The organism is Frigidibacter sp. RF13, assembly GCF_026626305.1.
Lineage (GTDB): Bacteria > Pseudomonadota > Alphaproteobacteria > Rhodobacterales > Rhodobacteraceae > TMP-24.
In genome coordinates, this window is sequence record NZ_JAPNUE010000016.1 from 33,795 (window position 1) to 55,254 (window position 21,460).

A 21,460-nucleotide genomic window follows, 5' to 3' on the forward strand; every position below is an offset into this window, starting at 1 on the left:
CGGTCAGGGGGCGACAATGACGGTGCCGTCGGCGGTGACGGTTCCGGTGACGGTGGTGCGGGAGGCGACATTCATGACGCGGATCACCTCGCCCGCGCCCGCGCGCGCCAGCGCCCGACCTTCGGCGGTGATCGAAAGGCCGGCGGTGCGGTAGAGGAGGATCACTTTCGCATTGCGTTCGACAAGCGCAGGTGCCGCGAGCTTTTCGGCAAAGATCGGAAAGCCCTTGTAGATGGTGATCCGCGCTTCCATCCCGATCGCGTCAGCGGGGTCTTCGACCGCACCGGCGACCGGTTTCAGACCCGGCTCCAGATCCTCGACCGCGAGGATCGTTCGCGCCGGGATCGTGCGCGCCGCGACCAGGGTTTCGGCGGCAAGTTGCGCAGGCAGAAGCGCGATGAGGACGAGAAGCGCACGCATCAGCGGATCTGCGTGGTTGCGCCGAGCATCTGGTCGGCGGCAGTGATGACCTTGGCATTCATCTCGTAGCCCCGCTGCGCCTCGATCAGGTCAGTGATCTCGCGCACCGGGTCGACCGAGCTTGTTTCGAGGAAGAACTGGCGGATGGCGCCGAGGCCGTTTTCACCGGGCGCGCCCACCTGCGCGGGGCCCGAGGCGGCGGTTTGCAGGAACAGGTTCGACCCGGTCGCCTGCAGGCCCTTTTCATTGGTAAAATTGGCAAGCGTCAGCTGGCCCAGCAGTTCCGGATCGACGCGGTCGGCGAAATAGGCATAGACCTCACCCGAGGGATTGATCGAGATGTTCTTCGTATCGTCGGGGATGGTGATGCCGGGCACCAGGGGATAGCCTTCCGACGTCACGATCTGGCCATCGGGCGAGCGTTTCAACGATCCGTCGCGGGTATAGGCCGAAAGCCCAGAGGGCAGCGTCACCTCCAGATAGCCCATGCCTTCGATGGCGACGTCGAGATCGCCGTTGGTGCCGGACAGCGAGCCCTGGGAGATATTGACCGTCACCGCGACCGGGCGGACGCCCAGGCCCACCTGGATGCCAGTCGGCACCACCGTGCCGTCCGAGGCGCTGACCGCGCCGGGCGGTGTCATCTGCTGATAATGCAGGTCGGCAAATTCGGCGCGGCGCGGCGAATAGCCGGTCGTCGACATGTTGGCGAGGTTATTGGAAATGACCTCGACCCGCAGGCTTTGCGCGGTCATGCCGGTCGATGCGATCTGAAGGGCGCGCATTCTGCCTCCTACCTGCCAAGCGTCTGGGTGACGGAGCGGATGCGGCTATCCTCCGCCTCGAGGAAATTCTGGCCCGCCTCATAGGCGCGCTGCACCGCGATCATCCGGGTGATTTCGGTCACCGGATTGACATTCGAACTTTCCAGAAATCCCTGAAATATGGTGCCACCCTCCATCGGATCGGGCGGCGTCGCTGTGGAAAACCTTGTTCCGCCCTGATGGATCAGGTCCTTGGGATCGGCGGGCAGGAAAAGTCCGATCTGTCCGATGGGCTGCCCCGCGGCGGAAATCGTACCGTCCTGGGCGATGGTCACGGTCCCGGCCTCGACCGGCACCTGGATCGGCCCGGCGCCCGCGTCAAGCAGGCGATAGCCGTCCGCGGTCATCAGCTCGCCCTCGGCGGACCGGGTGAAAGCGCCTGCTCGGGTCAACTGGTTGCCCTGCGGCGTCTCGATCAGGAAGAAGCCCTCCCCCTCGATCGCCAGATCGAAGGCGCCGCCGGTGGCCTGCAGAACGCCCTGCGAGAGGTTGATTTCCCGCCCCTCGGCCGTGGCCATCGACAGCGAAGGCTCCGACCCGCCCAGCGCCGCCACGTGTTCGGCGAAGATCACGCCCTCGCGCTTGAAGCCGGTGGTCGAGAGGTTGGCGATATTGTTCGCGACCGTCTGCATTTCGCGCATCAGGCCCGACTGGCGGTTCAGCGTGCTGTAGACGGCATTGTCCATCGCTCAGCTTCCCGCGATCAGGGGGACGATCCGGTCGGTGAAGAACGACACCAGCGTCCCGGTCATGAAGGTCATCGACACCCAGAAGACCAGCATCATCGCGCCGACCTTGGGCACGAAAGTGAGCGTCATCTCCTGCACAGAGGTCAGCGCCTGAAAGAGGCCGATGGCGACGCCCACCACAAGAGCCACCGTCAGAAGCGGCGCCGAAAGGATCACGGCGGTCCAGAGACCCTGGCGCAACGTATCGAAGAAGACGGCTTCATTCATGGTGTCACACCGGCATCCTGAGGATTTCCTGATAGGCCTCGACCACCTTGTCGCGGAGCGTCACCGCGGTTTCGACGGCGAGTTCCGAGGCAGCAAGCGCCTCGACCAGGGCATGGGGATCGGCCGTGCCCATCATCGCGGCGCGCGCCGTATCCTCGCCCGCGCGCAGCGTCTGGCCGAAGCCGTCGAGCGCGGCGGCAAAGGTGCCGGGCGCCTGTTCGGCGCTGCCCGGCGCGGGGGCGGTGGCGGGCCGGGCCCGCGTGTAAGTCAGGGAGGCGAGAGTGCTTCGCACGTCCATTCCGGATCACCTCCCTACCGGCGCAGCAGCTCAAGCAGGCTTTGCGACATTTGCCGCGCCTGATCGAAGAGCTTGAGGTTCGCCTCGTAACTGCGCTGCGCTTCTCGCGCGTCGGCTAATTCAATCACCATGTCGACGTTGGAGCCGTCATAGTACCCGTTCTGATCAGCAAGCGGACTGCCGGGGTCGAAGACCCGCGTCAGATCCGACCGGTCAAGTTCGACCTGCCCGAGTTCCACCCGCCCGGTCGCCCGACCGCCGTCCAGCTCCGTCTCGAAGGGCGCAGTCTTGCGGCGATAGCCCGGCGTGTCGGCATTGGCGAGATTTTCGGAGATATAGCGCAGGCGCATGGCCTGCGCCTCCATCCCGGAGGCTGAAACGGTAAGCGAATTCTCGAACGTGCCCATGGTGATACCTACCTGCGGCCAAGGCTCGCCCGCAGGATGCCGAGCGAGGTCTTGTAGATGGTGAGCGCGAAGTCATGGTCGCGTCGCACGTCGGCGGCGGCGACCATTTCGCCTTCAAGCGAGACCTTATTGCCGTTGGGCGACATATGACCGCCAGCGCGGTCGGAAATGGCGGTAAAACTTTCGCCTGCGGCCCCGGCAAGATGGCCGGGCCTTGTGGCGCGAAGCGAAAGGCCGGGACCCGCGCCATAGACATCGGCAAAGTGTTTGCCATCTTTCGCGCGGTAGCCGGGCGTGTCGGCATTGGCGACGTTTTCGGCGATGGCGCCGAGGCGGGCACCGGCATTTCGTGCCAGCGCGGATGCCATGCCCATGACTTCAGGGCTCTCAAACATCGGGGCTTCTCCTCCGAGCTTTCCATCGAGCTTCAATCAAGGCTTAACCCCGATTCGTTTAGAAAGGGTGAGCGTGAACAAAAGGGGGTCAGAATGGCCGATGGCGCGCTGGAGCTGCTGAAGGCCGATATCGCGGGCTGCCGCGCCGCGCGGCCCTTCGCGCGGGTGGAAGGGGCCGGGCGCGGCCTGATCCGCATAGGCGGCGGTGGCCCCGACTGGCAGATGGGCGAGCGGGTGGTGCTGCATGCCGGCACGGGGCCGATCGGCGGGGAAATCGTGCTGATCGACGCGGACGGCGCTGCGATCCTGGCCGACGAGGCGCCCGACGGCGTGCGGCTGGGCGACCGGGTCGAGCGGGCAGAGGGCGGCGCTGTCGCGCCGCATGCAGGCTGGATCGGCCGGATCGTCGACCCGTTCGGAAGGCCCATGGACGGCAAGCCGCTGGCGCGGGGGCCGGACGCCCGGCCGCTTCGCGGCCACGCGCCCTCGGCCGCTGTGCGGCGCCGGATGGGGGGGCGACTGGAAACCGGCATGCGCTGTTTCAACACCCTTCTGCCAATAGTGCGGGGGCAAAGGATCGGGCTTTTCGCGGGTTCGGGCGTGGGCAAATCGATGCTGATGGCCAGTTTCGCCCGCCATCTCGACTGCGATGTCGCGGTGATCGCGCTGATCGGCGAGCGTGGGCGGGAACTGAGGGAATTCGTCGAGGATGTGCTTGGGCCTGAAGGCATGGCGCGCAGTGTCGTCGTCGCCGCCACCTCGGACCAGTCGCCCCTGGTCCGCCGCCGCTGCGCCTGGACGGCAATGGCGGCCGCGGAATATTTCCGGGACAGGGGGGCGCATGTGCTGTTTCTCGCCGATTCCGTCACGCGGCTGGCCGAAGCGCACCGCGAGGTGGCGCTGGCGGCGGGGGAGCCTGCGACGATGCGCGGCCATCCACCCTCGATGTCGCATCTGGTCATGTCCTTGGCCGAGCGCGCCGGGCCGGGACCCGAGGGCGCCGGCGATATCACGGCGGTCTTTTCGGTGCTGGTCGCGGGCTCCGACATGGACGAGCCGGTGGCCGACGTGCTGCGCGGCGTCCTCGACGGCCATGTGGTGATGGAGCGCGAGATCGCAGAGCGCGGCCGCTATCCGGCAATCAACCTTTTGAGGTCGGTGTCGCGGTCTTTGCCCGCCGCTGCGGACGAGCGGGAGAATGCGCTGATCGCCGAGGCGCGGCGGCTTCTCGGCGCCTATGACCGGGCGGAGATGATGATTCAGGCCGGGCTTTATGCCGCCGGAAGCGACCCTTTGGTCGATGCGGCAATACGGGTCTGGCCAAGGCTCGATGCCTTCCTGGCCGAGGCGGAGACGGCAGGGGCAAGCGCCAGTTTCGCGCGGCTTGCCGATATACTGTCGGCGGCGGACCCTCAGAGATAAAGCGACAGGCGGCTGCGCGCGGCCTGCGACTGCTGCAGAAGCGTGAGCGCCGTCGAGCCGTCGTTTGCCCCCGACAGGTCAGACTGCATCTGCGAGCGGACGAGGAAGAGGCGGACGAGCTTTTCGGCCTGCGCCGGATCGGCCATGTCCTTCAGGTCTGTCGTGCCCAGCGCACTTTCGGCCCGGTCCTTCAGGATCACGAGCTGCTTGTCGATATCGACCTGGCTGAAGCTTCTCGGCAGGCCGAGCGCGGTCTGGATCACCTGTCGAAGCGGTGGCGAGCCCAGCGCGGTGTACCATTTTGCATCTACAGACATCGAGCGCTTGGCAATGTCTGCCAGTTCGCGCCGGGCGTTCAGGGCAAGCCGCATATCTTCGTTCTGCTCGCCTACCGCCGCCTCGAACCGCCGCGCCTCGTAGCGGGCGAGGATTTTTTGGGGAAAGTCGGAAAGGACCGTGTTTGGCACCGGAAAGTCACCGAAACCGAAAGCCTTGGAAAATTCCAGATAGCGCTTGTCGGCAAGCCGGTTGCCAAGGCCGTCGGGTTTCAGCGTGCCGTCTTCGAGGATCTTCCTGAGGAAGGCCTTGTTGTTGATGTCGTCCTCAAGCCCGAACGCCGTGAGCGCGACATTCAGGAGCCGCCGGTCGGAGACGAGCTCTTCGGCCGTACGCACGCTGCCGATCTTTTCGCGGAAATAGGCCTCGTCGCGCTGGATGGCGCTGTCCTTCAGGAAGGCGCTTTTCTGCGCGTCGAGCGTGCGGGTCAGGAAGGCCCAACCCGCATAGCCGCCCATCGGAACGACCGGCGCGAAGCTCATCCGCCGCCGGCGGCGAGAAGCCGCGCCTCCCGCGGAAGAAGCGTACGGAGTGCCTTCAGCGCCTGATAAAACTGATCGTCCAGAAGCGCCTCTGTCGCTGCCGCAAGCTGGGCGCGGCTGTCCTGATCGCTGAGCGCATGGCTCAGCTGCTCGACACCGCGCATCATTTGCACCTTGGCCTCTGCGGGCTTGGCGTCGCCCGCGAGCACGAGTTGCGCGATATAGCAGACGCGCCGGACGGGCGTATTGACCTCGCCCGGATGGATCGCGTCGCGCAGCCGCAGGATATTGGCGTTCGGCGTCAGGATCGACAGGCGCGAACGCTTGTCGCCGTTTTCGATCACCGCGCCGTTGATCAAGACACGTTCGTGCGGGGCGAGTTTCAGGACAAGGCCGCTCATCCCCTGTCCTCCTCGCGCCTCAGGCCGCGCATGACGGCAGTGTTGATCTCTACCAGAACGCCCACGTCGGCCTGCCCGGCAAGAACCTTGCGGGAATGATCGACGGTAAATTCGGCAAGGTAGAAAAGCTTCGCGCGCAGCGCCTCCGGCAGGCCGTTCGCAGCCTCGGCCACATCGGCGGCGAGTACCGTCCAGAGCGCGCGATTGTCGTGAAGGGCACGGGCGAGCGCCGCGAAATTCGCCTTGGGCGCGGCAAGCGCTGCCTTGAGCTGGTGGGTCACGCGGGCGAAAGCGTCATATTCGATACTGCGGGGCGAGCGGGTCGCGGCAGTTGGGCTGGCATAGGCCGCCCGGGCCATGATCTGTGCGGTCACTTCAGAACCTTCCGATGGCTAGGGTGCAGGCGCGCGGTCTTTGCCGCGGCGGGTGGGGCGCCCTTCACGGACGCCCCCTTTTCATCAGCGGAAGAGCGCCAGAATGTTCTGCGGCGCCTGATTGGCGATCGACAGTGACTGGATGCCAAGCTGCTGCTGGACCTGCAGCGCCTGCAGACGAGCCGACGCCTCCTCCATGTCGGCGTCCACCAGCGAACCGATACCGGCCTTGAGCGAGTCCGAGAGCTTCATCACGAACTTGTTCTGGATGTCGATCCGGCTTTGCGCCGAACCGAATTCCGCCGCCGCGTCGATGCCCGTCTGGATCAGGCCTTCGATATTGGCAAGGGCCGCCGCCGCGCCCGAGGCGGTCGAGACGTCGACCGTCGAAAGCACGCCAAGGCCGCCGGAACCCGCATTCTTGAACTGGCCGCTGACGGTCAGGTCGGCTGTGCCGTTGTTGGTGAACACCAGCTGGCCGGCATTGGCGCTGTCATAGTCGACAGTGAAGTTCGCAATGCCAAGAGCGTCGATGGAGTTCTTCAGCCCGACCGCGACCAGATCGTCGGTCGAAGACGCGGCAAGCACGTCGTTCGCCGTCACCGTATAGCTCGCCGTCTTGTCGCCGATCGTGATCGAGACCTTGTCACCGGCTGCCCAGGTGCCCCCGTTCGAGATGGTGATATCGTCGGTTCCGCCGCCCTGGTCAAGCGAGGCCACGAACGTATCGCCGTCGGTCGAGATCGTGCCGCCGGTCGAAGCGCTGAAGACGCTCGACGCCACATAGCCGCCAATCGACAGATCCTGCGCGGTGATGGTTATCGAAGAGGTCGTCACAGTGCCGTTCGACTGCCGGTCGAGCGAGGCAAGCACATCCACGGTCGTCTGCGAGCCGTCAACCAGGTTCAAGCCGTTGAACTGCGCGGCGCCGACCACCGTCGAGATCTGGCTGCGCAGCGCCTCGATGTCGGTCTGGATCTTCGCACGGTCGACGTTGTCTTCCTGCGCGGCGACGATCTTGCCCTTGATGTCGGTCAGAAGTTCGGTGACCGTTTCGGAGGCCTGGCGAGCCACGGCGGTGGTCGATTCACCGAGCGAGAGGCTCGACGAGATCCCCTTGAAGCCCTTCACGTCGGCTTCCATCACCTTGGAGATCGCCCAGACCGCGGAATTGTCCTTTGCGGTCGCGACCGACTTGCCGGTCGAAATCTCGTCCTGGGTCTTCATGAGGTTAGAGTTCACCGAACGCAGGGTCTGCAGGGCGACCATGGAGCTGGTGTTCGTCAGAATGCTGGACATCATTTATTCCTTCGAAAGGGGGTGCTTTGCACCCGCGCCAAAGAGAGCCCGGAAGCGGGCCGTGCCGGTGTTCTGACCGTTGCGGAAGAAGGCCCTCGCCCTGACCCCGCGCCACCCCATCCGGGGCGCGAAGCCCACATTCCCGGCGAAAGGCTAACGTTTCGCTAAACCCTGCCCGTCGGCACCCGGCCGAATGTCTAGAAGTTGAGTGATCCCCTTCATCTGGGTCAGGCTCGCTTCTCGACCGTTCCGGGCCGGGTCATATGGCGTACGCTCTTGCCGTCGGCAGTATAGGCCGTCAGCCCCTCGGCCGCGTCGCGAACGGCCTTCAGCCGCCCCGCCGCCGCCTGCACGCCGCGCAGCGCCGCGCCGATCAGCCGTTCGTTCACCCGCGCCTCTGCCGCGAGCCGCGCCAACGCAGCGCGCGCGGCCCCGCCCGCGCGCGGATGGGCGAGAAGCTGGTCGAGGAGTGCGGCCTTCCGCGCACCCGCCTCGGCAAGGGCCGCGATGCGACCGGCCTTCAGAAGCGCGCGTTCTTCGGTCAGGATCGCGATCAGATCGTCGATCTCGGTCATTTCTCGCCTCCCGCCGCCTCGGCACGCGCCTTCAGCGCCTCGAAAATGCTCTCCGACAGGCCGATACCCCCCTGTTGCACCATGGCCTTGGCCTGCGCCTCCAGCATGAAGCTTGCATATTGTTCCTCGCCGATGCCGCCGCCGAAGGATTGCCGCGCTGTCGCGGAGCCCATCGGTTTCAGCATCTCGGCCAGAAAGGCGGCCTCGAATTCTTGCGCTGCCTGGCGAAGGGCGGCTTCGTCAACCGCCGTGGTCCGGGCGGGCGCGGGGGCGATGGTGCTGTCGATCTTCATGGATCGTTCCAATCCGAGCTATTTCCACCGATGAGACCAGAGGACGGTAAAGAAGCGGTAACCGGTGTCAGGGATGGTCTGCGGGCAATGGCAGAAGTCATGGTGATTCCCTTGGACGCTTTTCCGTTCCTTGCCCCCGCTGGCCGCCTCTCCGGTCAAACCGCGCAGACCGTGCCCTTTGTTGCTGAGGGGGAGGCTGATCCAGCGGCGATGGCCTTTTTCGCGCTTTTCAGTCAGGCGGAGGTGGATCTGCCAGAGGCGCAGTCTCCGCGGGGATCTCCGGCCCCGGATGCCGATGCCGAGCAGCGCGAGGTCCCGGACGACGCGATGGCGGAAGGGTTCGTTGCAACGCCGGCATTGGCGGCCCCGCCGCCACGGGCCGTACCTGAAGACCCGGCCGATCGCCGCGCTGTGCCAGAGGCTGCCACGGTCCCGCCAGGATGGAACTCATCAGCCCAGCCGACGGCTTCTGCGACCAACCAGAACGACGGGCCGTTGGGCACGATGCCCGACGCGGCGGTGATGCATGCCCAGGCCGCATGGGTGACTGATCCCGAGAGATTGCCGGATGTGGCGGGCCAAAAGCCGCCGCCCACACAGGGGCACGAGTCTGACAGTATGACGCCCTTGCCGATCCCGACGCGCGGAGCCGAAGATCAGGCGGTAGATGCCAGGCCGCACACTCCGGAGCAGCCCACACAACCTGCCACTGAACCGGCGCCCGTCGAACTAGAGGTCGCGGGAGAGCCATCGCCCGTTTCAGGTGTACGGACTGCGACTGCAGCGGCAGATGCACCGGAAAAGGAACTTTTCACGGAGAAGTTCGCGCTGATCGTACACCCTCGGGGCCAGAGCATTCGCCCTGAGATGGGCCAAATTCCCGCCCATACGGATGGCTATCCCGACGCGGCCGCGGACCGGGTGGTGACAGAGCGGGAGATTACGGGTCAGCCGAAGCCTGCGGCAAGTGCGAAACCTGCGTTGGCAGACCTGTCGCACCGGATCGACTCGGTCGGGCGGCACGACAAGGAGGAGGTGCAACGCGAGGCCGCTACTCCCACACCGCGCGACCCCGCCCCGCAACCGGGGCCCAGTGACGTACGCGCTGAAGGGCCAGCGGCCTCATCGGGACCGACAATGTCCGCACCCAGCGTGGCTGCCCCCGATCAGGTCGACATTCCTGTTCCGGGTCCAGCTCAGGCGGACGCGGAGGTCACCATCGGGCGGAGCCCGCCAACTCCGGCTGCCACGCCGCCACATGCCGTACATCACAGCGATCATGGCGGCGCCATCGGGCGGCAACTTGCGCTCGGTCTCGACGCCCATCGCGGCGGACCGGTAGAGGTGACGCTTTCACCCGAGGAGCTTGGGCGGGTGCGGATGGTCCTGCAGGGCGGTGAGGCTGGGCTGACGCTGACCCTGACCGCCGAGCGGCCCGAAACGCTCGATCTCATGCGCCGCCATATCGACCAGCTGGCGCAGGATCTCCGCGATCTCGGCTATCGCAACCTGGCCTTTTCCTTCGCCAATGAGGGCGGCCAGCGTGGCGGCGGAGGGCAATTGCCGCAGCCGGATGGCGCCCCGCCAGACCTGTCGCGCGTGGATGCGCCGCCGCGCGACATCCCGCTTCCGGCCCGACCCGGTCAGATGCGCCTCGCAAGCGAAGACCGGCTCGACCTGAGGCTTTGAGGAGAAATCCATGGACTTGTCCACTACCAGCCAGACCAGCGCGGTTCGTACCAACCCGACGGGCCGCGCGCCCGAACAACAGGCGATATCGTCGGATTTCCAGATGTTCCTGAAGATGCTGACCGCGCAGATGAAGAACCAGGACCCGCTGAACCCGATCGAATCGTCGGATTATGCGGTGCAGCTTGCGACCTTCTCGGGGGTCGAGCAGCAGGTGAAGACCAACGATCTGCTCGCCTCGCTCACCGCGCAGCTTGGCGTCACCGCGATGGGCCAATATGCCAGTTGGGTGGGGATGGAAGCGCGTTCTTCTGCGCCCGCACCCTTCGCGGGGCAGCCCCTGACAGTCTATCCCACGCCCGCCAAGGGCGCCGACAAGACCGTTCTGGTCGCCTATGACGACAAGAACCGCGAGGTCTGGCGGCAGGAGATTCCCGTCTCGTCGAACCCGGTGCAATGGATCGGCACCACGGCCTCCGGCGGGCAGGTCCTGCCGGGGAACTATACGTTCAAGCTTGAGAATTATTCGGGCGGGCAACTTACGTCGACCGACAAGGTCCAGACCTTCAACCGGGTTACGGAGGTCCGCCAGAGCGCGACAGGCCCCCTTCTGGTCCTGACCGGCGGCGCGACGGTGGCGCCGGGCGACGTCTCGGCGCTCAGGCCAGGCGCGACACCGTAAGAGGTCAGAACAAGGAGGCGACCACCAGACCGGCGGCGAAGGCCGCCAACGACAGTGCCGCGATGGCCCAAGGGCGGCGCCGACTGGGTCTCTGTTCCTCGGGCACAGTCGCGCCACGCACCAGAAGCGCTTCGGCAATCTGCGGCAGTTTCGGCCCGAACCGGCCCAAAACCTGTGCGGTCTTGATGAGATCTCGGATCAGCGCCTGCGGCCCGATGTTGCTGCGGATGTAATCTTCGACGACCGGGCGCGCCACGTCCCAGATGTTGATATGGGGATCGAGCGAGCGCGCGACGCCCTCGACCACCACCATGGTGCGCTGCAGAAGGATCAGCTCGGTCCTCGTCTGCATGCCGAACCGCTCCGTCACCTCGAAGAGGTAAGACAGAAGATGCGCCATCGAGATCTGGTTGGCATCCATCCCGGCAATCGGCTCGCCCACCGCACGCAGCGCACGGGCAAATTCGTTGATATCGCGGTCGCGCGGCACATAGCCCGCCTCGAAATGCACTTCCGCCACCCGCACGTAATCGCGCCGGATGAAACCCATGAGGATTTCGGCATAGACCCGGCGGGTATAGGTGTCGATCTGGCCCATGATGCCGAAATCATAGGCGATGAGGTCACCGTTGGCCGCGACCTTTAGGTTGCCCTGATGCATGTCGGCATGGAAAAACCCGTCGCGCAGTGCATGGCTCAGGAACAGTTGCAGCACCCGCGCGCCCAGCGCCTGGCAATCGTGGCCCGCGGCCCTGATCGCCGCCACATCGCCAAGCGGAATACCCTCGGCCCAGCCAAGCGTCATCACCCGGCGGGAAGAGAGATGCCAGAGCGGCGTGGGCACCGCGAACCCATTATCCTTCGCGGTGTTGACCGCGAACTCCGAGGCGGCGGCGCTTTCGAGCCGTAGGTCCAGCTCGCCCATCACCACGCTTTCGAAATGGGCGATTACATCGGTGGGGCGCAGGCGCCGCGAAGCGGGCGAGAGCGTCTCGATCAGGCCGGCGGCGAAATAGAAAGCGTCGATGTCGCGGCGGAAGGCGCGTTCGATACCCGGGCGCAGCACCTTGACCGCGACCTCCTCGCCCGAGCTTGAGACGCGGGCGCGGTGGACCTGCGCGATCGAGGCCGCCGCGACCGATTCGGAGAATTCGGAGAAGAGATGTTCGACCGGATGACCGAGCTCGGCCGCAACCGTGGCCTTTGCCGTCACCAGATCGAAGGGTGGCAGTTTATCTTGCAGGACCTTGAGCTGGTCAGAGAGCTCCACACCCACTACGTCAGGGCGCGTCGACAGGACCTGGCCGAACTTGATGTAGGCAGGACCGAGGGCGGTCAGGGCACGCGTGACCGGTGGCAGCGCCGGATCGCCTCGATAGCCGAGAAAGCGGAAGGGCCAGCCGAGGACACGCGCCAGCAGCCGCAGGCGCGGCGGCACTTCCATCGCCTCGAGCGCGAGCTTCATCGCGCCGGCGCGTTCGAAGGTCGCACCCGTGCGGATCAGCCGCCAGAGATTGTGGGGACCGCGCACCTCAGATCTTCCAGCCGGAGTGAAGGGCGGCAATGCCCATCGACAGGTTGCGGTATTTCACCTGCCCGAAGCCCGCCCGGCCGATCATGGCCGCGAAAGCCTCCTGATCGGGGAACTTGCGGATCGATTCGACCAGATACTGATAGGAGGCGCGGTCATTGGCGACGATCTGGCCCATCAGGGGAATCACGTTGAAGGAATAGAGGTCATAGGCCTTCTGCATCAGATCGTTGGGGATCTGGCTGAATTCCAGCACCATCAGCCGCCCGCCCGGTTTCAACACCCGATAGGCCTCTGACAAGGCGTCGGCGATGCGGGTCACGTTCCGGATGCCGAAAGAGATCGTGTAGACATCGAACGACCGGTCGGGGAAGGGCAGCGCCATCGCATCGCCCACCACCCAGTCGAGGCTCGCGGCCATATTCTCTGCCTCGGCGCGCTTGCGGCCTTCGACCAGCATGCTTTCGGTCATATCGCAGACCGTGGCATGGGCCGATTTGGCCCGCGTGAGGAAGCGGAAGGCCACATCGCCTGTACCGCCCGCCACATCGAGAAGCCTTTGGCCGGGCTGCGGCGCCAGCCAGTCCATCATCGCATCCTTCCACAGGCGGTGGATGCCAACGCTCATCAGGTCGTTCATGACATCATAGCGGTTTGCCACGCGGGTGAAGACGCCATGCACCATCCCGGCCTTCTCGGCCTCGGGTACGGTCTGGAAACCGAAATGCGTGTTCTGTTGCGTGTCCTGCGTCATGCTTGCTGCCCGATTTCCGCCGCACTGGAGTTATACCGAAGCCGCTGCAAATAAAACCGGTGTCGGCAAGAAAGGTCGGTTCATGAACATGGCGGCGGCGTTAGGCGTGATCTTCAAGACGATATCGATCCTCGTGCCTTTCGCCGTGATCTTCGTGCCAATGGCCTATTTCGGCTGGTGGAAGGCACAAAGGCGGCGCCAGATCATCGACCGTCACCGCGATCAGGGCACGATCGGACCGGCTGCGTTCTTTCAGGGGCAGGCCCTTCCGCGACATTATGATGCAGTCGCACGGATCGGCACGGGCGGCCCTGCGCCGATGACAATGAACGAGCGAATCCTAAAGGCATCTATAGGCGTGAGGGTCTTTGTCCTCGGCCTTGCCGCGGTGATCGGCACGTTTGTCTTCCGGCCGGACTTTGCGCCTACGGGATTTCCCGAAGCTATCCGGGAACTGCCCGTCCCCGCCATCTACATCCATGGCCTTTTGCTGGCTGCATTGGCGAATGGTGTCCTCTATATCTTCGGGTTCGAGGCTCGCTACGACCGCGATATCCTGATCGTGACGCGGATGATGTTCTTTCGCCGGGAATATCTCTGGCGGAATCTGGACTGGATCGGCGATGATGGGGCCTATGAGCTGGTTCTGAGGTTCGAGCCGGGAGGCAAGGCGAAAGTGCTGAAACACAGCGTCGGTATCGGCGAGTTCAAGGAATTCGCGCAGCAACAGATAAGGAAGAATCGGACGCACCTTGCCTGAACTGCCAGAGGTCGAAACCGTACGGATGGGGCTCTTGCCGGTGATGGAGGGCCGGGTGATCGTCCGCGCGCAGGTGAACCGGCCCGACTTGCGCTTTCCCTTGCCCGAACGGATGGCGGAGCAGTTGACAGGCGCACGGGTCGATAGGCTCAGGCGGCGGTCGAAATATATCCTCGCCGATCTCTCGACGGGCGAGACGCTTCTCATCCATCTCGGCATGTCGGGGCGCATGCTGATTTCGGGACGGATGCTTGGACAATTCCATCACGATCACCCGGCGCCGCAAAAGCACGATCATGTGGTCCTGGATATGGAGGATGGCGCGCGCGTGACTTTCAACGATGCGCGTCGGTTCGGCGCCATGGACCTTATGCCGACCGCAGGGGCAGAGGCCCACAAGCTGCTGCGCGATATCGGGCCGGAGCCTTTGGGCAACCTCTTCAACGAAGCCTATCTGGCCGGGCGACTGAAGGGTCGGGCGATGCCGGTGAAGGCAGCGCTTCTAGATCAGAAGATCGTCGCGGGGCTCGGCAATATCTATGTGTCCGAAGCGCTGCACCGCGCCGGGATCGACCCGCGCCGCCTGTCGGGCGACTTGAATACTGCGGAAGTGGCGCGGCTGGTGCCGGTGGTGCGCGAGGTCCTGTCGGAGGCTATCGCGGCGGGCGGATCGTCGCTCAGGGATTATCGGCAGGCGGATGGGGAGCTTGGCTATTTCCAGCATTCCTTCCGGGTCTATGACCGGGAAAGCGAGCCCTGTCCGACGCCAGGATGCATGGGCCGGATCGAACGGATCGTCCAGTCGGGTCGGTCCACCTATCACTGCCCTATCTGCCAAAGGTGACTTGCGCCCTTCGCCCCGCCTGATAGTCACGGGTAAACGGAGGTTGCCATGAGCTTTGAAACGCTTCTGATCGAGGATCACGGACCGGTCCGCCTGATCCGCCTGAACCGGCCCGAGGCGCTGAATGCGCTGAATGCGAGGCTGATGGGGGAACTGTCGGCGGCACTGATGGCGATGGACAGCAATCCGTCGGTCAGGGCCATCGTCGTTACCGGATCGGACAAGGCTTTTGCCGCGGGCGCCGACATTCGCGAAATGTCGACGAAGGGCTTCGCCGAAGTGTTCCTTGAGAACATCTTCGCAGCCGATGCCGATCGCATCCGCGCCACCCGCAAGCCGGTGATCGCGGCGGTGGCGGGCTATTGCCTCGGCGGCGGCTGCGAACTGGCGATGCTGTGTGATTTCATCATCGCCGCCGACAGCGCGAAATTCGGCCAGCCCGAGATCAACCTCGGCGTCATTCCCGGCATCGGCGGGACGCAGCGGATGACCCGGCTGATCGGGCGGGCCAAATCGATGGACCTGCACCTGACTGGCCGGATGATGGGGGCCGAGGAAGCGGAACGCGCGGGCCTGACGGCGCGCACCGTGCCCGCCGCTGATCTGCTGGCCGAGGCGCTGGCCACCGCGCAGAAGATCGCCGAAAAATCCCAGATCGCCGTGAAGGCCGCCAAGGAGGCAGTGCACCGGGCCGATGAAATGTCGATGGCCGAAGGCGTACTGTTTGAACGGCGGCTTTTCCAGTCGCTGTTCGCGACCGAGGACCAGAAGGAAGGCATGCTGGCCTTCATCGAAAAGCGCCCGCCGAAGTTCGTGGATAAATAAGCCAGATTTCCACCCGGCGCACTGTTGACTTATCCCCGAGTCGCCCCTAGAAGCGCGGCTTCAGATTTACTTGAACCGAATCCGGAATCCGTCCCATGGCAAATACGCCCCAGTCCAAGAAGCGCGCACGCCAGTCCGAGCGTCGTCAAGACGTGAACAAGGCGCGCCGTTCGCGGATCCGCACGTTCCTGCGCAAAGTCGAAGAAGCGATCACTTCGGGCAACTCCGAAGCCGCGACCACCGCGCTGAAGAATGCCCAGCCGGAACTGGCTCGTGGCATCACCAAGGGCGTGCTGCACAAGAACACCGTAGCGCGCAAAATGTCGCGCCTGGCCTCGCGTGTGAAAGCGCTCGCCACCGCCTGATCCGCGGACGTATCAAACGTGCTTCAGGGGCGCACCGAAAGGTGACGCCCCTTTCGCTTTTCGGGTAGGTGTGGATCGTGACGCGACGTAAGATTCTTGCGGTGCAACCGGTCCGGAATCCGCCCTGTCACACGTTTGCACAGCCCTTCGGGATTCGTTCTGGCAATCGGTGAGTCAAGCGCGAAGTTCTGTTGCGGCCCGCGCGCGCGGCTTGCTAGCGTCTGATCAGCGATTCACTTCGTCCTGGGGGGACGGAAGACATCGGGGAAGTTGCGGGGGTGCACCCGCTCGACCTCACCGCTCATCCGCTAGGGTGCGCGGCATGTGCCTTTACCCGTGCGCTTGCACGGTTGTCTGCGAAAGAACGGTCCGGCCGATTGTTGGCAGGAGATACCGTTGTTTCCGGCCACCCCAACCTTGTGAGATGCGGCGGCCATCCGTGCCGCCAGCGTCTTTTAGGAGAACGGAGGAATGCCGGCCGGGCGACCGGGCGCATGGGACAGAAGATGTGGGCATAAAAAGAATGATCGAAAAAACCTGGGGGCAGGCTCAAGATGAATTGCGCAAGACGGTTGGCAAGAATGCCTACACGAGCTGGATCGAACCGCTGACGCTCGTCAGCCTCGATGCGGGCACCGCCCGTTTCGACGTGCCGACCAATTTCATGCGCGACTGGGTGTCGCGCAATTATTCCGAACAGATCCGCCTGCACCTTGCGAAGGTCGGCGCCGAGGTCGAGCGGGTGGAGTTTGTGGTGCCCAAGGCCCGCGCCGTCCCGATCGCCAAGGTGGCGCCCGCGACCCGCAAGGCGGCGAGCCGCCCGCAGTCCACCCAGCGCACCGAGGACGGTGATCTGCCTGGCGCCGCACTCGATTCCCGCTTCACGTTCGAGTCGTTTGTCGTCGGCAAGCCGAACGAGCTGGCCCATGCCGCCGCGCGCCGCGTGGCCGAAGGCGGGCCGGTGACCTTTAATCCGCTATTCCTCTATGGCGGCGTCGGCCTCGGCAAGACCCACCTGATGCATGCGATCGCCCATGAAATGCAGGCGCGCGATCCCGAACTGCGGGTTCTGTATCTGTCCGCCGAACAGTTCATGTATCGTTTCATCCAGGCACTGCGCGACAAGCAGATCATGGATTTCAAGGAGCTCTTCCGTTCAGTCGATGTTCTGATGGTCGATGACGTGCAGTTCATCGCCGGCAAGGAATCGACCCAGGAAGAGTTTTTCCACACCTTCAACGCGCTCATCGACCAGAACAAGCGCATCGTGATTTCCGCCGACCGCGCGCCCGGCGAGATCAAGGACCTCGAGGAGCGGATCAAATCGCGCCTGCAATGCGGGCTGGTCGTCGATCTGCACCCGACCGATTACGAGCTGCGCCTCGGCATCCTGCAGCAGAAGGCGGAGACCTATCTGGCGCTGCATCCCGGCGTGAAACTCGCGGGCGGGGTGCTGGAGTTCCTGTCGCACCGGATCACCACCAATGTCCGCGTGCTGGAAGGGGCGCTGACCCGGCTTTTCGCCTTCGCCTCGCTGGTGGGCAAGGAAATCACGCTCGACCTCGCGCAGGACTGCCTCGCCGATATCCTGCGCGCCTCGGACCGCAAGATCACCATTGAGGAGATCCAGCGCAAGGTCAGCGAACATTTCAACATCCGGCTGTCCGACATGATCGGGCCGAAGCGGACCCGTACGATTGCACGTCCGCGTCAGGTGGCGATGTATCTGGCCAAGCAGCTGACGACCCGCAGCCTGCCCGAGATCGGTCGCCGCTTCGGCGGGCGCGACCATACGACCATCATGCATGGCGTCCGCGTGATCGAGGAAATGCGCGGCACCGATCATCAACTGGCCGAGGATGTGGACCTTCTGCGCCGGCTGCTCGAAAGCTGAGCCACGGCAGCGGGGCGCGGCTTGACCTTGCACCCCTTTCCGGTTGAAACATCTGAAAAACCTTGAGCCCGGGCAGAAACTTGCTAGTTTTCCTGTCCCGGGTTCGGCCCGGGCATGACAGGGGACGGAAATGAAACTCAGCATCGAACGCGCAGTGCTTCTGAAGGCGGTCGCCCAGGCACAGTCGGTGGTCGAACGGCGCAACACCATTCCGATCCTCGCCAATGTGCTGATCGAGGCTGACGGTTCGACCGTGTCGCTGCGCGCGACCGACCTCGATATCGAGGTGATCGACAAGGCCCCCGCCATGGTCGAACGCGCCGGGGCGACGACCGTCTCGGCAGTGATGCTGCACGAGATTGTTCGCAAGCTCCCCGACGGGGCGTTGGTGCAGCTGACCGACGACAGCGCCTCGGGCCGCCTGACGGTAGAGGCCGGCCGCTCGACCTTCTCGCTCGCGACCCTGCCGCGTGAGGATTTCCCGGTGATGGCCTCGTCGGAATATACCGCCAATTTTTCGGCGCCCGCGGGCGTTCTGCGGCGGCTGTTCGACAAGTCGAAATTCGCAATCTCGACCGAAGAGACGCGCTATTACCTGAACGGCGTCTATATGCATGTGGCGAACGGCGAAGACGGCACCGTCCTGCGCTGCGTGGCGACCGACGGCCATAGGCTGGCGCGGATCGACGCCGCCCTGCCCGACGGGGCGCAGGGCATGCCGGGTGTGATCGTGCCGCGCAAGACCGTGGGCGAGTTGAGAAAGCTTCTGGAAGATGACGAGGCGAAGATCGCCGTGTCGGTCAGCGAGACCAAGGTGCGGTTCGCGACCCCGGCGATCACGCTGACCTCGAAGGTCATCGATGGCACCTTCCCTGACTATACCCGCGTGATCCCGACCGGGAACACCAAACGGCTGGAAGTAGACGCGGCCGAGTTTGCCAAGGCGGTGGACCGGGTGGCGACGGTGTCTTCGGAACGGTCGCGCGCGGTGAAGATGCAACTGGACGAGGACCGCCTGGTCCTGTCGGTCAACGCCCCCGACAGCGGCGCGGCAGAAGAGGAATTGGCCGTTGCCTACGGCGACGAGCGGCTGGAAATCGGCTTCAACGCGAAATACTTGCTGGAAATCGCGAGCCAGGTCGACCGAGAGAATGCGGTCTTCCTGTTCAATTCGGCCGGCGATCCTACGCTGATGCGTGAGGGTAACGATACGTCGGCTGTCTATGTCGTGATGCCGATGAGGGTGTGATTTCCGGGCCGAGGCCGGGGGGCCAGCCCCCCGGACCCCCCGGGATATTTGGAAACGAAAGAGGGGATAGGGTGCTTCAGGAACTGCTCCTGTCCCATTTCCGCTCGCACCGGCGCACGGCGCTGGCCTTTGACGGCAGGCCGGTGGCGATCTTTGGGCCGAACGGGGCGGGCAAGACCAATATTCTCGAAGCGATCTCGCTAATGTCGCCCGGTCGCGGCCTGAGACGGGCGGCGGCGGAGGAGCTGTCGCGGCGGCCCGAACGGCTTGGCTGGAAGGTCGCGGCGACCGTCGACGGGCATGAGATCGAGACGATAGCCGAGCGCGGCAGCGCACGTAGTGTCATCATTGACGGCAAGGCGGCGACGCAGGTGGCCCTAGGCCGGATCGCGCGTATCCTGTGGCTGACCCCGGCGATGGACCGGTTGTGGATCGAGGGGGCGGAGGGGCGGCGGCGCTTTCTTGACCGGATGGTCCTTTCGTTCGTGCCCGCCCATGCCGAGGCGACACTCGCTTATGAGAAGGCGATGCGGGAGAGGAACCGCCTTCTGAAGGACGAAGTCCGCGATCCGGCCTGGTACGGGGCACTTGAGGCTCAGATGGCCGAAGCCGGCGCCGAGATCGATACAAACCGGCGTATGGTCCTTGTCCGGCTCGCCGAGGCGCAAAGTGCCGCCGAAACCGCCTTTCCTGCAGCGGATCTGACGCTTCTGGATGGCGAAGACGGGGGGGCGCCCGGCAGCGCGGACGCGCTGGCCGAGCTGCTGGCCGCGCACCGCCCCCGCGACATGGCGGCGGGACGGACGCTTGCCGGACCGCATCGCGCCGACCTTTCGGCACTCTATGCCGCAAAGGGCACACCTGCCGCCCAATGCTCGACGGGGGAACAGAAGGCACTTCTCATCTCGCTTATCCTCGCCAATGCCCGTGCGCTTGCCGCCGATATCGGCCAGCCGCCGCTCCTCCTTCTGGACGAGGTCGCGGCTCACCTCGACCAAGACCGCCGCGCCGCGCTCTATGACGAGATCACGGCTCTTGGCGTCCAAGCCTTCATGACGGGTACCGGAGCGGAGTTGTTCGACGTTCTGGGGGACCGGGCAGAATGGCTTGAAGTTTCGGAAGGCGAAGACCAGTCTCACGCCAATTTCCGGAGCGCCCCATGAAAGCCGAACGCGTCACCCTCATCACCCTTGGCGTCGCCGATCTTGGCCGCTCCAGGGCCTTCTACGAGGCCTGGGGTTGGCGGGCCCATCCGCGCTCGATGGAGGCGCTTGTCCTCTTCCAGATGAACGGGCTGGCACTGGCGCTTTTCGATCTGGCGTCGCTGGCCGAGGATCAGGCGCGGCCCGCCCAGGCACTTGGAACCGGGGCGATGACACTTGCCCAGAACATGGAAAGCGAGGCGGACGTCGACGCGACCTTCGCCCGCGCCGTTGCGGCGGGTGGAGCAGCGCTGAAGACGCCACAGAAGGTCTTCTGGGGCGGCTATTCCGGCTATTTCGCCGATCCTGACGGCCATGTCTGGGAAATCGCGCACAATCCCTTCTGGCCGCTCGATGCCGATGGATGCCTGACCCTGCCGGAGCCCATATGACCGTCACCCTCTACCAGCTCGCGCTTTATGCGGGCGGCATGTTCCTTCTGTGGGCCGTGCCGGGCCCGGTCTGGGTGGCGCTGATCGCCCGGGCGCTCTCGGGTGGCTTCGCCTCCGCCTGGCCGCTTGCGGTCGGCGTAGCGCTCGGCGATCTCATCTGGCCCCTTTGCGCCATCTTCGGCCTGACCTGGATTCTTTCGGTCTACGGCGATTTCCTTGCGGTCCTCCGCTGGGTGGCGGCGGGGGTATTCGTGCTGATGGGCGTGATGCTCATCCGCAGGTCCGTCGGCCCGATGAAGGCCGACAGCCGCCTGACGAAACCCGGCATGTGGGCCGCCTTCTCGGTCGGCGTCGCCGCAGTCATCGGTAACCCAAAGGCCATCCTTTTCTACATGGGGGTCCTTCCCGGCTTTTTCGACCTCACCCGGATCACTGCCCCCGACATCGCCGCCATTCTTGCCATCTCGGCCCTTGTGCCCATGCTCGGCAACCTCGCGCTTGCCCTCTTTCTCGACCGCGCCCGCGCGCTCCTCGCCTCGCCCGAACGGATGCACCGGCTGAATGTGATCTCGGGCTGCCTTCTGATTGCTGTCGGTCTCGCCATCACTCTCACCTGATCTCCACGTTCTGTCCGGAAATACTCCGGGGGGTCGCGGGGGGCAGCGCCCCCCCCGCGGATCGCCGCCCACCGCCGCGAAACCCCAAAAAAATGGGGCGGCCCCGGGGCAAACCCCGGCCCCAACCCCAAAAAAAGGGGACCCAAAGACAACCCGGCCCCGCCAGACGGGGGA

At 64.9% G+C, this 21,460-nt stretch carries 27 protein-coding genes; 12 read left to right on the plus strand and 15 right to left on the minus strand.

Annotated elements, in window-relative coordinates:
- Positions 1–3: 3 nt before the first annotated feature.
- The 7 genes from flgA to OU426_RS17730 are packed head-to-tail and all read right to left on the minus strand — an operon-like array spanning position 4 to position 3,300.
- Positions 4–420 (minus strand): flagellar basal body P-ring formation chaperone FlgA, encoded by a 417-nt coding sequence (gene flgA / locus OU426_RS17700; protein WP_267635485.1) that lies wholly within the window; start codon positions 418–420, stop codon positions 4–6.
- On the minus strand, positions 420–1,205 hold the full coding sequence (gene flgG / locus OU426_RS17705; protein ID WP_267635487.1) for a flagellar basal-body rod protein FlgG: 786 nt from the start codon (positions 1,203–1,205) through the stop codon (positions 420–422). The genes flgA and flgG overlap by 1 nt, the downstream gene beginning before the upstream one ends.
- 8 nt (positions 1,206–1,213) lie before the next feature.
- Positions 1,214–1,930: a flagellar hook-basal body complex protein gene (locus tag OU426_RS17710; protein WP_267635488.1), complete on the minus strand. Its 717-nt coding sequence runs from the start codon at positions 1,928–1,930 to the stop codon at positions 1,214–1,216.
- A 3-nt stretch (positions 1,931–1,933) separates the two neighbouring features.
- Positions 1,934–2,200, minus strand: coding sequence for a flagellar biosynthetic protein FliQ (locus OU426_RS17715; protein WP_267635489.1), 267 nt, complete (start codon positions 2,198–2,200; stop codon positions 1,934–1,936).
- Between the two features lie 4 nt (positions 2,201–2,204).
- Positions 2,205–2,498, minus strand: coding sequence for a flagellar hook-basal body complex protein FliE (fliE, locus tag OU426_RS17720; protein WP_267635491.1), 294 nt, complete (start codon positions 2,496–2,498; stop codon positions 2,205–2,207).
- Between the two features lie 14 nt (positions 2,499–2,512).
- Entirely contained in the window at positions 2,513–2,905 is a 393-nt protein-coding gene (gene flgC, locus OU426_RS17725; protein WP_267635492.1) for a flagellar basal body rod protein FlgC, read from the minus strand.
- Between the two features lie 8 nt (positions 2,906–2,913).
- Positions 2,914–3,300: a FlgB family protein gene (locus tag OU426_RS17730; RefSeq protein WP_267635493.1), complete on the minus strand. Its 387-nt coding sequence runs from the start codon at positions 3,298–3,300 to the stop codon at positions 2,914–2,916.
- 93 nt (positions 3,301–3,393) lie between these two features.
- Here OU426_RS17730 and OU426_RS17735 point away from each other — a divergent pair, with 93 nt between their 5' ends.
- Positions 3,394–4,722, plus strand: coding sequence for a FliI/YscN family ATPase (locus OU426_RS17735; RefSeq protein WP_267635494.1), 1,329 nt, complete (start codon positions 3,394–3,396; stop codon positions 4,720–4,722).
- On the opposite strand, the gene OU426_RS17740 is transcribed toward OU426_RS17735, so the two are convergent.
- The 6 genes from OU426_RS17740 to OU426_RS17765 form a co-directional block, all read right to left on the minus strand.
- Positions 4,713–5,540 carry a DUF1217 domain-containing protein gene (locus OU426_RS17740; RefSeq protein ID WP_267635495.1) on the minus strand — a complete coding sequence of 276 codons (828 nt, stop codon included), beginning with the start codon at positions 5,538–5,540 and terminating at the stop codon, positions 4,713–4,715. The two genes, OU426_RS17735 and OU426_RS17740, sit on opposite strands and share 10 nt — an antisense overlap.
- Positions 5,537–5,941, minus strand: coding sequence for a flagellar biosynthesis repressor FlbT (gene flbT / locus OU426_RS17745; RefSeq protein WP_267635497.1), 405 nt, complete (start codon positions 5,939–5,941; stop codon positions 5,537–5,539). The genes OU426_RS17740 and flbT overlap by 4 nt, the downstream gene beginning before the upstream one ends.
- Entirely contained in the window at positions 5,938–6,315 is a 378-nt protein-coding gene (flaF, locus tag OU426_RS17750; protein ID WP_267635499.1) for a flagellar biosynthesis regulator FlaF, read from the minus strand. The genes flbT and flaF overlap by 4 nt, the downstream gene beginning before the upstream one ends.
- Before the next feature lie 84 nt (positions 6,316–6,399).
- On the minus strand, positions 6,400–7,614 hold the full coding sequence (locus OU426_RS17755) for a flagellin N-terminal helical domain-containing protein (RefSeq protein WP_267635501.1): 1,215 nt from the start codon (positions 7,612–7,614) through the stop codon (positions 6,400–6,402).
- 227 nt (positions 7,615–7,841) lie between these two features.
- Positions 7,842–8,189: a hypothetical protein gene (locus OU426_RS17760; RefSeq protein ID WP_267635502.1), complete on the minus strand. Its 348-nt coding sequence runs from the start codon at positions 8,187–8,189 to the stop codon at positions 7,842–7,844.
- Positions 8,186–8,482 (minus strand): rod-binding protein, encoded by a 297-nt coding sequence (locus tag OU426_RS17765; RefSeq protein ID WP_267635503.1) that lies wholly within the window; start codon positions 8,480–8,482, stop codon positions 8,186–8,188. Before OU426_RS17765 ends, OU426_RS17760 begins: the two co-directional genes overlap by 4 nt.
- Positions 8,483–9,619: 1,137 nt before the next feature.
- Between OU426_RS17765 and fliK the strand changes: the two genes are divergently transcribed.
- Together fliK and OU426_RS17775 are read left to right on the plus strand one after the other, a co-directional pair.
- Entirely contained in the window at positions 9,620–10,171 is a 552-nt protein-coding gene (gene fliK / locus OU426_RS17770; RefSeq protein ID WP_267635504.1) for a flagellar hook-length control protein FliK, read from the plus strand.
- 10 nt (positions 10,172–10,181) lie between these two features.
- Positions 10,182–10,853, plus strand: coding sequence for a flagellar hook capping FlgD N-terminal domain-containing protein (locus OU426_RS17775; protein ID WP_267635505.1), 672 nt, complete (start codon positions 10,182–10,184; stop codon positions 10,851–10,853).
- Positions 10,854–10,857: 4 nt separating this feature from the next.
- On the opposite strand, the gene ubiB is transcribed toward OU426_RS17775, so the two are convergent.
- Complete coding sequence (gene ubiB, locus OU426_RS17780) at positions 10,858–12,384, minus strand: 2-polyprenylphenol 6-hydroxylase (RefSeq protein WP_267635506.1); 1,527 nt, start codon at positions 12,382–12,384, stop codon at positions 10,858–10,860.
- Position 12,385: 1 nt separating this feature from the next.
- Complete coding sequence (ubiE, locus tag OU426_RS17785; protein WP_267635507.1) at positions 12,386–13,138, minus strand: bifunctional demethylmenaquinone methyltransferase/2-methoxy-6-polyprenyl-1,4-benzoquinol methylase UbiE; 753 nt, start codon at positions 13,136–13,138, stop codon at positions 12,386–12,388.
- Positions 13,139–13,220: 82 nt separating this feature from the next.
- Between ubiE and OU426_RS17790 the strand changes: the two genes are divergently transcribed.
- The 9 genes from OU426_RS17790 to OU426_RS17830 all read left to right on the plus strand — a co-directional run bounded on the left by OU426_RS17790 (position 13,221) and on the right by OU426_RS17830 (position 21,286).
- Positions 13,221–13,898 (plus strand): hypothetical protein, encoded by a 678-nt coding sequence (locus OU426_RS17790; protein ID WP_267635508.1) that lies wholly within the window; start codon positions 13,221–13,223, stop codon positions 13,896–13,898.
- Positions 13,891–14,742 carry a bifunctional DNA-formamidopyrimidine glycosylase/DNA-(apurinic or apyrimidinic site) lyase gene (gene mutM, locus OU426_RS17795; RefSeq protein ID WP_267635509.1) on the plus strand — a complete coding sequence of 284 codons (852 nt, stop codon included), beginning with the start codon at positions 13,891–13,893 and terminating at the stop codon, positions 14,740–14,742. The genes OU426_RS17790 and mutM overlap by 8 nt, the downstream gene beginning before the upstream one ends.
- Before the next feature lie 48 nt (positions 14,743–14,790).
- Complete coding sequence (locus OU426_RS17800; RefSeq protein ID WP_267635510.1) at positions 14,791–15,567, plus strand: enoyl-CoA hydratase-related protein; 777 nt, start codon at positions 14,791–14,793, stop codon at positions 15,565–15,567.
- 95 nt (positions 15,568–15,662) lie between these two features.
- A complete protein-coding gene (gene rpsT, locus OU426_RS17805; protein ID WP_267635511.1) occupies positions 15,663–15,932 on the plus strand; it encodes a 30S ribosomal protein S20 in 270 nt (89 codons plus the stop codon).
- A 523-nt stretch (positions 15,933–16,455) separates the two neighbouring features.
- Positions 16,456–17,826, plus strand: a complete 1,371-nt coding sequence (dnaA, locus tag OU426_RS17810; RefSeq protein ID WP_267635512.1) for a chromosomal replication initiator protein DnaA — start codon at positions 16,456–16,458, stop codon at positions 17,824–17,826.
- 130 nt (positions 17,827–17,956) lie between these two features.
- Positions 17,957–19,075, plus strand: coding sequence for a DNA polymerase III subunit beta (dnaN, locus tag OU426_RS17815; RefSeq protein ID WP_267635513.1), 1,119 nt, complete (start codon positions 17,957–17,959; stop codon positions 19,073–19,075).
- 71 nt (positions 19,076–19,146) lie between these two features.
- Positions 19,147–20,238, plus strand: a complete 1,092-nt coding sequence (recF, locus tag OU426_RS17820) for a DNA replication/repair protein RecF (protein WP_267635514.1) — start codon at positions 19,147–19,149, stop codon at positions 20,236–20,238.
- Positions 20,235–20,669 (plus strand): VOC family protein, encoded by a 435-nt coding sequence (locus OU426_RS17825; protein WP_267635515.1) that lies wholly within the window; start codon positions 20,235–20,237, stop codon positions 20,667–20,669. Before recF ends, OU426_RS17825 begins: the two co-directional genes overlap by 4 nt.
- Complete coding sequence (locus OU426_RS17830) at positions 20,666–21,286, plus strand: LysE family translocator (RefSeq protein ID WP_267635517.1); 621 nt, start codon at positions 20,666–20,668, stop codon at positions 21,284–21,286. The genes OU426_RS17825 and OU426_RS17830 overlap by 4 nt, the downstream gene beginning before the upstream one ends.
- Positions 21,287–21,460 lie beyond the last annotated feature (174 nt).

Excerpts from the sequence above, each read along its gene's own strand:
- dnaN (WP_267635513.1), top strand. The coding sequence starts at position 17,957 with ATGAAACTCAGCATCGAACGCGCAGTGCTTCTGAAGGCGGTCGCCCAG.
- dnaA (WP_267635512.1), top strand. The coding sequence starts at position 16,456 with ATGATCGAAAAAACCTGGGGGCAGGCTCAAGATGAATTGCGCAAGACG.
- OU426_RS17760 (WP_267635502.1), bottom strand. The coding sequence starts at position 8,189 with ATGACCGAGATCGACGATCTGATCGCGATCCTGACCGAAGAACGCGCG.
- fliK (WP_267635504.1), top strand. The coding sequence starts at position 9,620 with ATGTCCGCACCCAGCGTGGCTGCCCCCGATCAGGTCGACATTCCTGTT.
- OU426_RS17765 (WP_267635503.1), bottom strand. The coding sequence starts at position 8,482 with ATGAAGATCGACAGCACCATCGCCCCCGCGCCCGCCCGGACCACGGCG.
- fliE (WP_267635491.1), bottom strand. The coding sequence starts at position 2,498 with ATGGACGTGCGAAGCACTCTCGCCTCCCTGACTTACACGCGGGCCCGG.
- OU426_RS17730 (WP_267635493.1), bottom strand. The coding sequence starts at position 3,300 with ATGTTTGAGAGCCCTGAAGTCATGGGCATGGCATCCGCGCTGGCACGA.
- flgG (WP_267635487.1), bottom strand. The coding sequence starts at position 1,205 with ATGCGCGCCCTTCAGATCGCATCGACCGGCATGACCGCGCAAAGCCTG.
- flgA (WP_267635485.1), bottom strand. The coding sequence starts at position 420 with ATGCGTGCGCTTCTCGTCCTCATCGCGCTTCTGCCTGCGCAACTTGCC.
- OU426_RS17825 (WP_267635515.1), top strand. The coding sequence starts at position 20,235 with ATGAAAGCCGAACGCGTCACCCTCATCACCCTTGGCGTCGCCGATCTT.
- OU426_RS17715 (WP_267635489.1), bottom strand. The coding sequence starts at position 2,200 with ATGAATGAAGCCGTCTTCTTCGATACGTTGCGCCAGGGTCTCTGGACC.
- OU426_RS17830 (WP_267635517.1), top strand. The coding sequence starts at position 20,666 with ATGACCGTCACCCTCTACCAGCTCGCGCTTTATGCGGGCGGCATGTTC.
- OU426_RS17755 (WP_267635501.1), bottom strand. The coding sequence starts at position 7,614 with ATGTCCAGCATTCTGACGAACACCAGCTCCATGGTCGCCCTGCAGACC.
- OU426_RS17710 (WP_267635488.1), bottom strand. The coding sequence starts at position 1,930 with ATGGACAATGCCGTCTACAGCACGCTGAACCGCCAGTCGGGCCTGATG.
- ubiE (WP_267635507.1), bottom strand. The coding sequence starts at position 13,138 with ATGACGCAGGACACGCAACAGAACACGCATTTCGGTTTCCAGACCGTA.
- OU426_RS17740 (WP_267635495.1), bottom strand. The coding sequence starts at position 5,540 with ATGAGCTTCGCGCCGGTCGTTCCGATGGGCGGCTATGCGGGTTGGGCC.
- OU426_RS17790 (WP_267635508.1), top strand. The coding sequence starts at position 13,221 with ATGAACATGGCGGCGGCGTTAGGCGTGATCTTCAAGACGATATCGATC.
- flbT (WP_267635497.1), bottom strand. The coding sequence starts at position 5,941 with ATGAGCGGCCTTGTCCTGAAACTCGCCCCGCACGAACGTGTCTTGATC.
- OU426_RS17800 (WP_267635510.1), top strand. The coding sequence starts at position 14,791 with ATGAGCTTTGAAACGCTTCTGATCGAGGATCACGGACCGGTCCGCCTG.
- flgC (WP_267635492.1), bottom strand. The coding sequence starts at position 2,905 with ATGGGCACGTTCGAGAATTCGCTTACCGTTTCAGCCTCCGGGATGGAG.
- OU426_RS17775 (WP_267635505.1), top strand. The coding sequence starts at position 10,182 with ATGGACTTGTCCACTACCAGCCAGACCAGCGCGGTTCGTACCAACCCG.
- rpsT (WP_267635511.1), top strand. The coding sequence starts at position 15,663 with ATGGCAAATACGCCCCAGTCCAAGAAGCGCGCACGCCAGTCCGAGCGT.
- OU426_RS17735 (WP_267635494.1), top strand. The coding sequence starts at position 3,394 with ATGGCCGATGGCGCGCTGGAGCTGCTGAAGGCCGATATCGCGGGCTGC.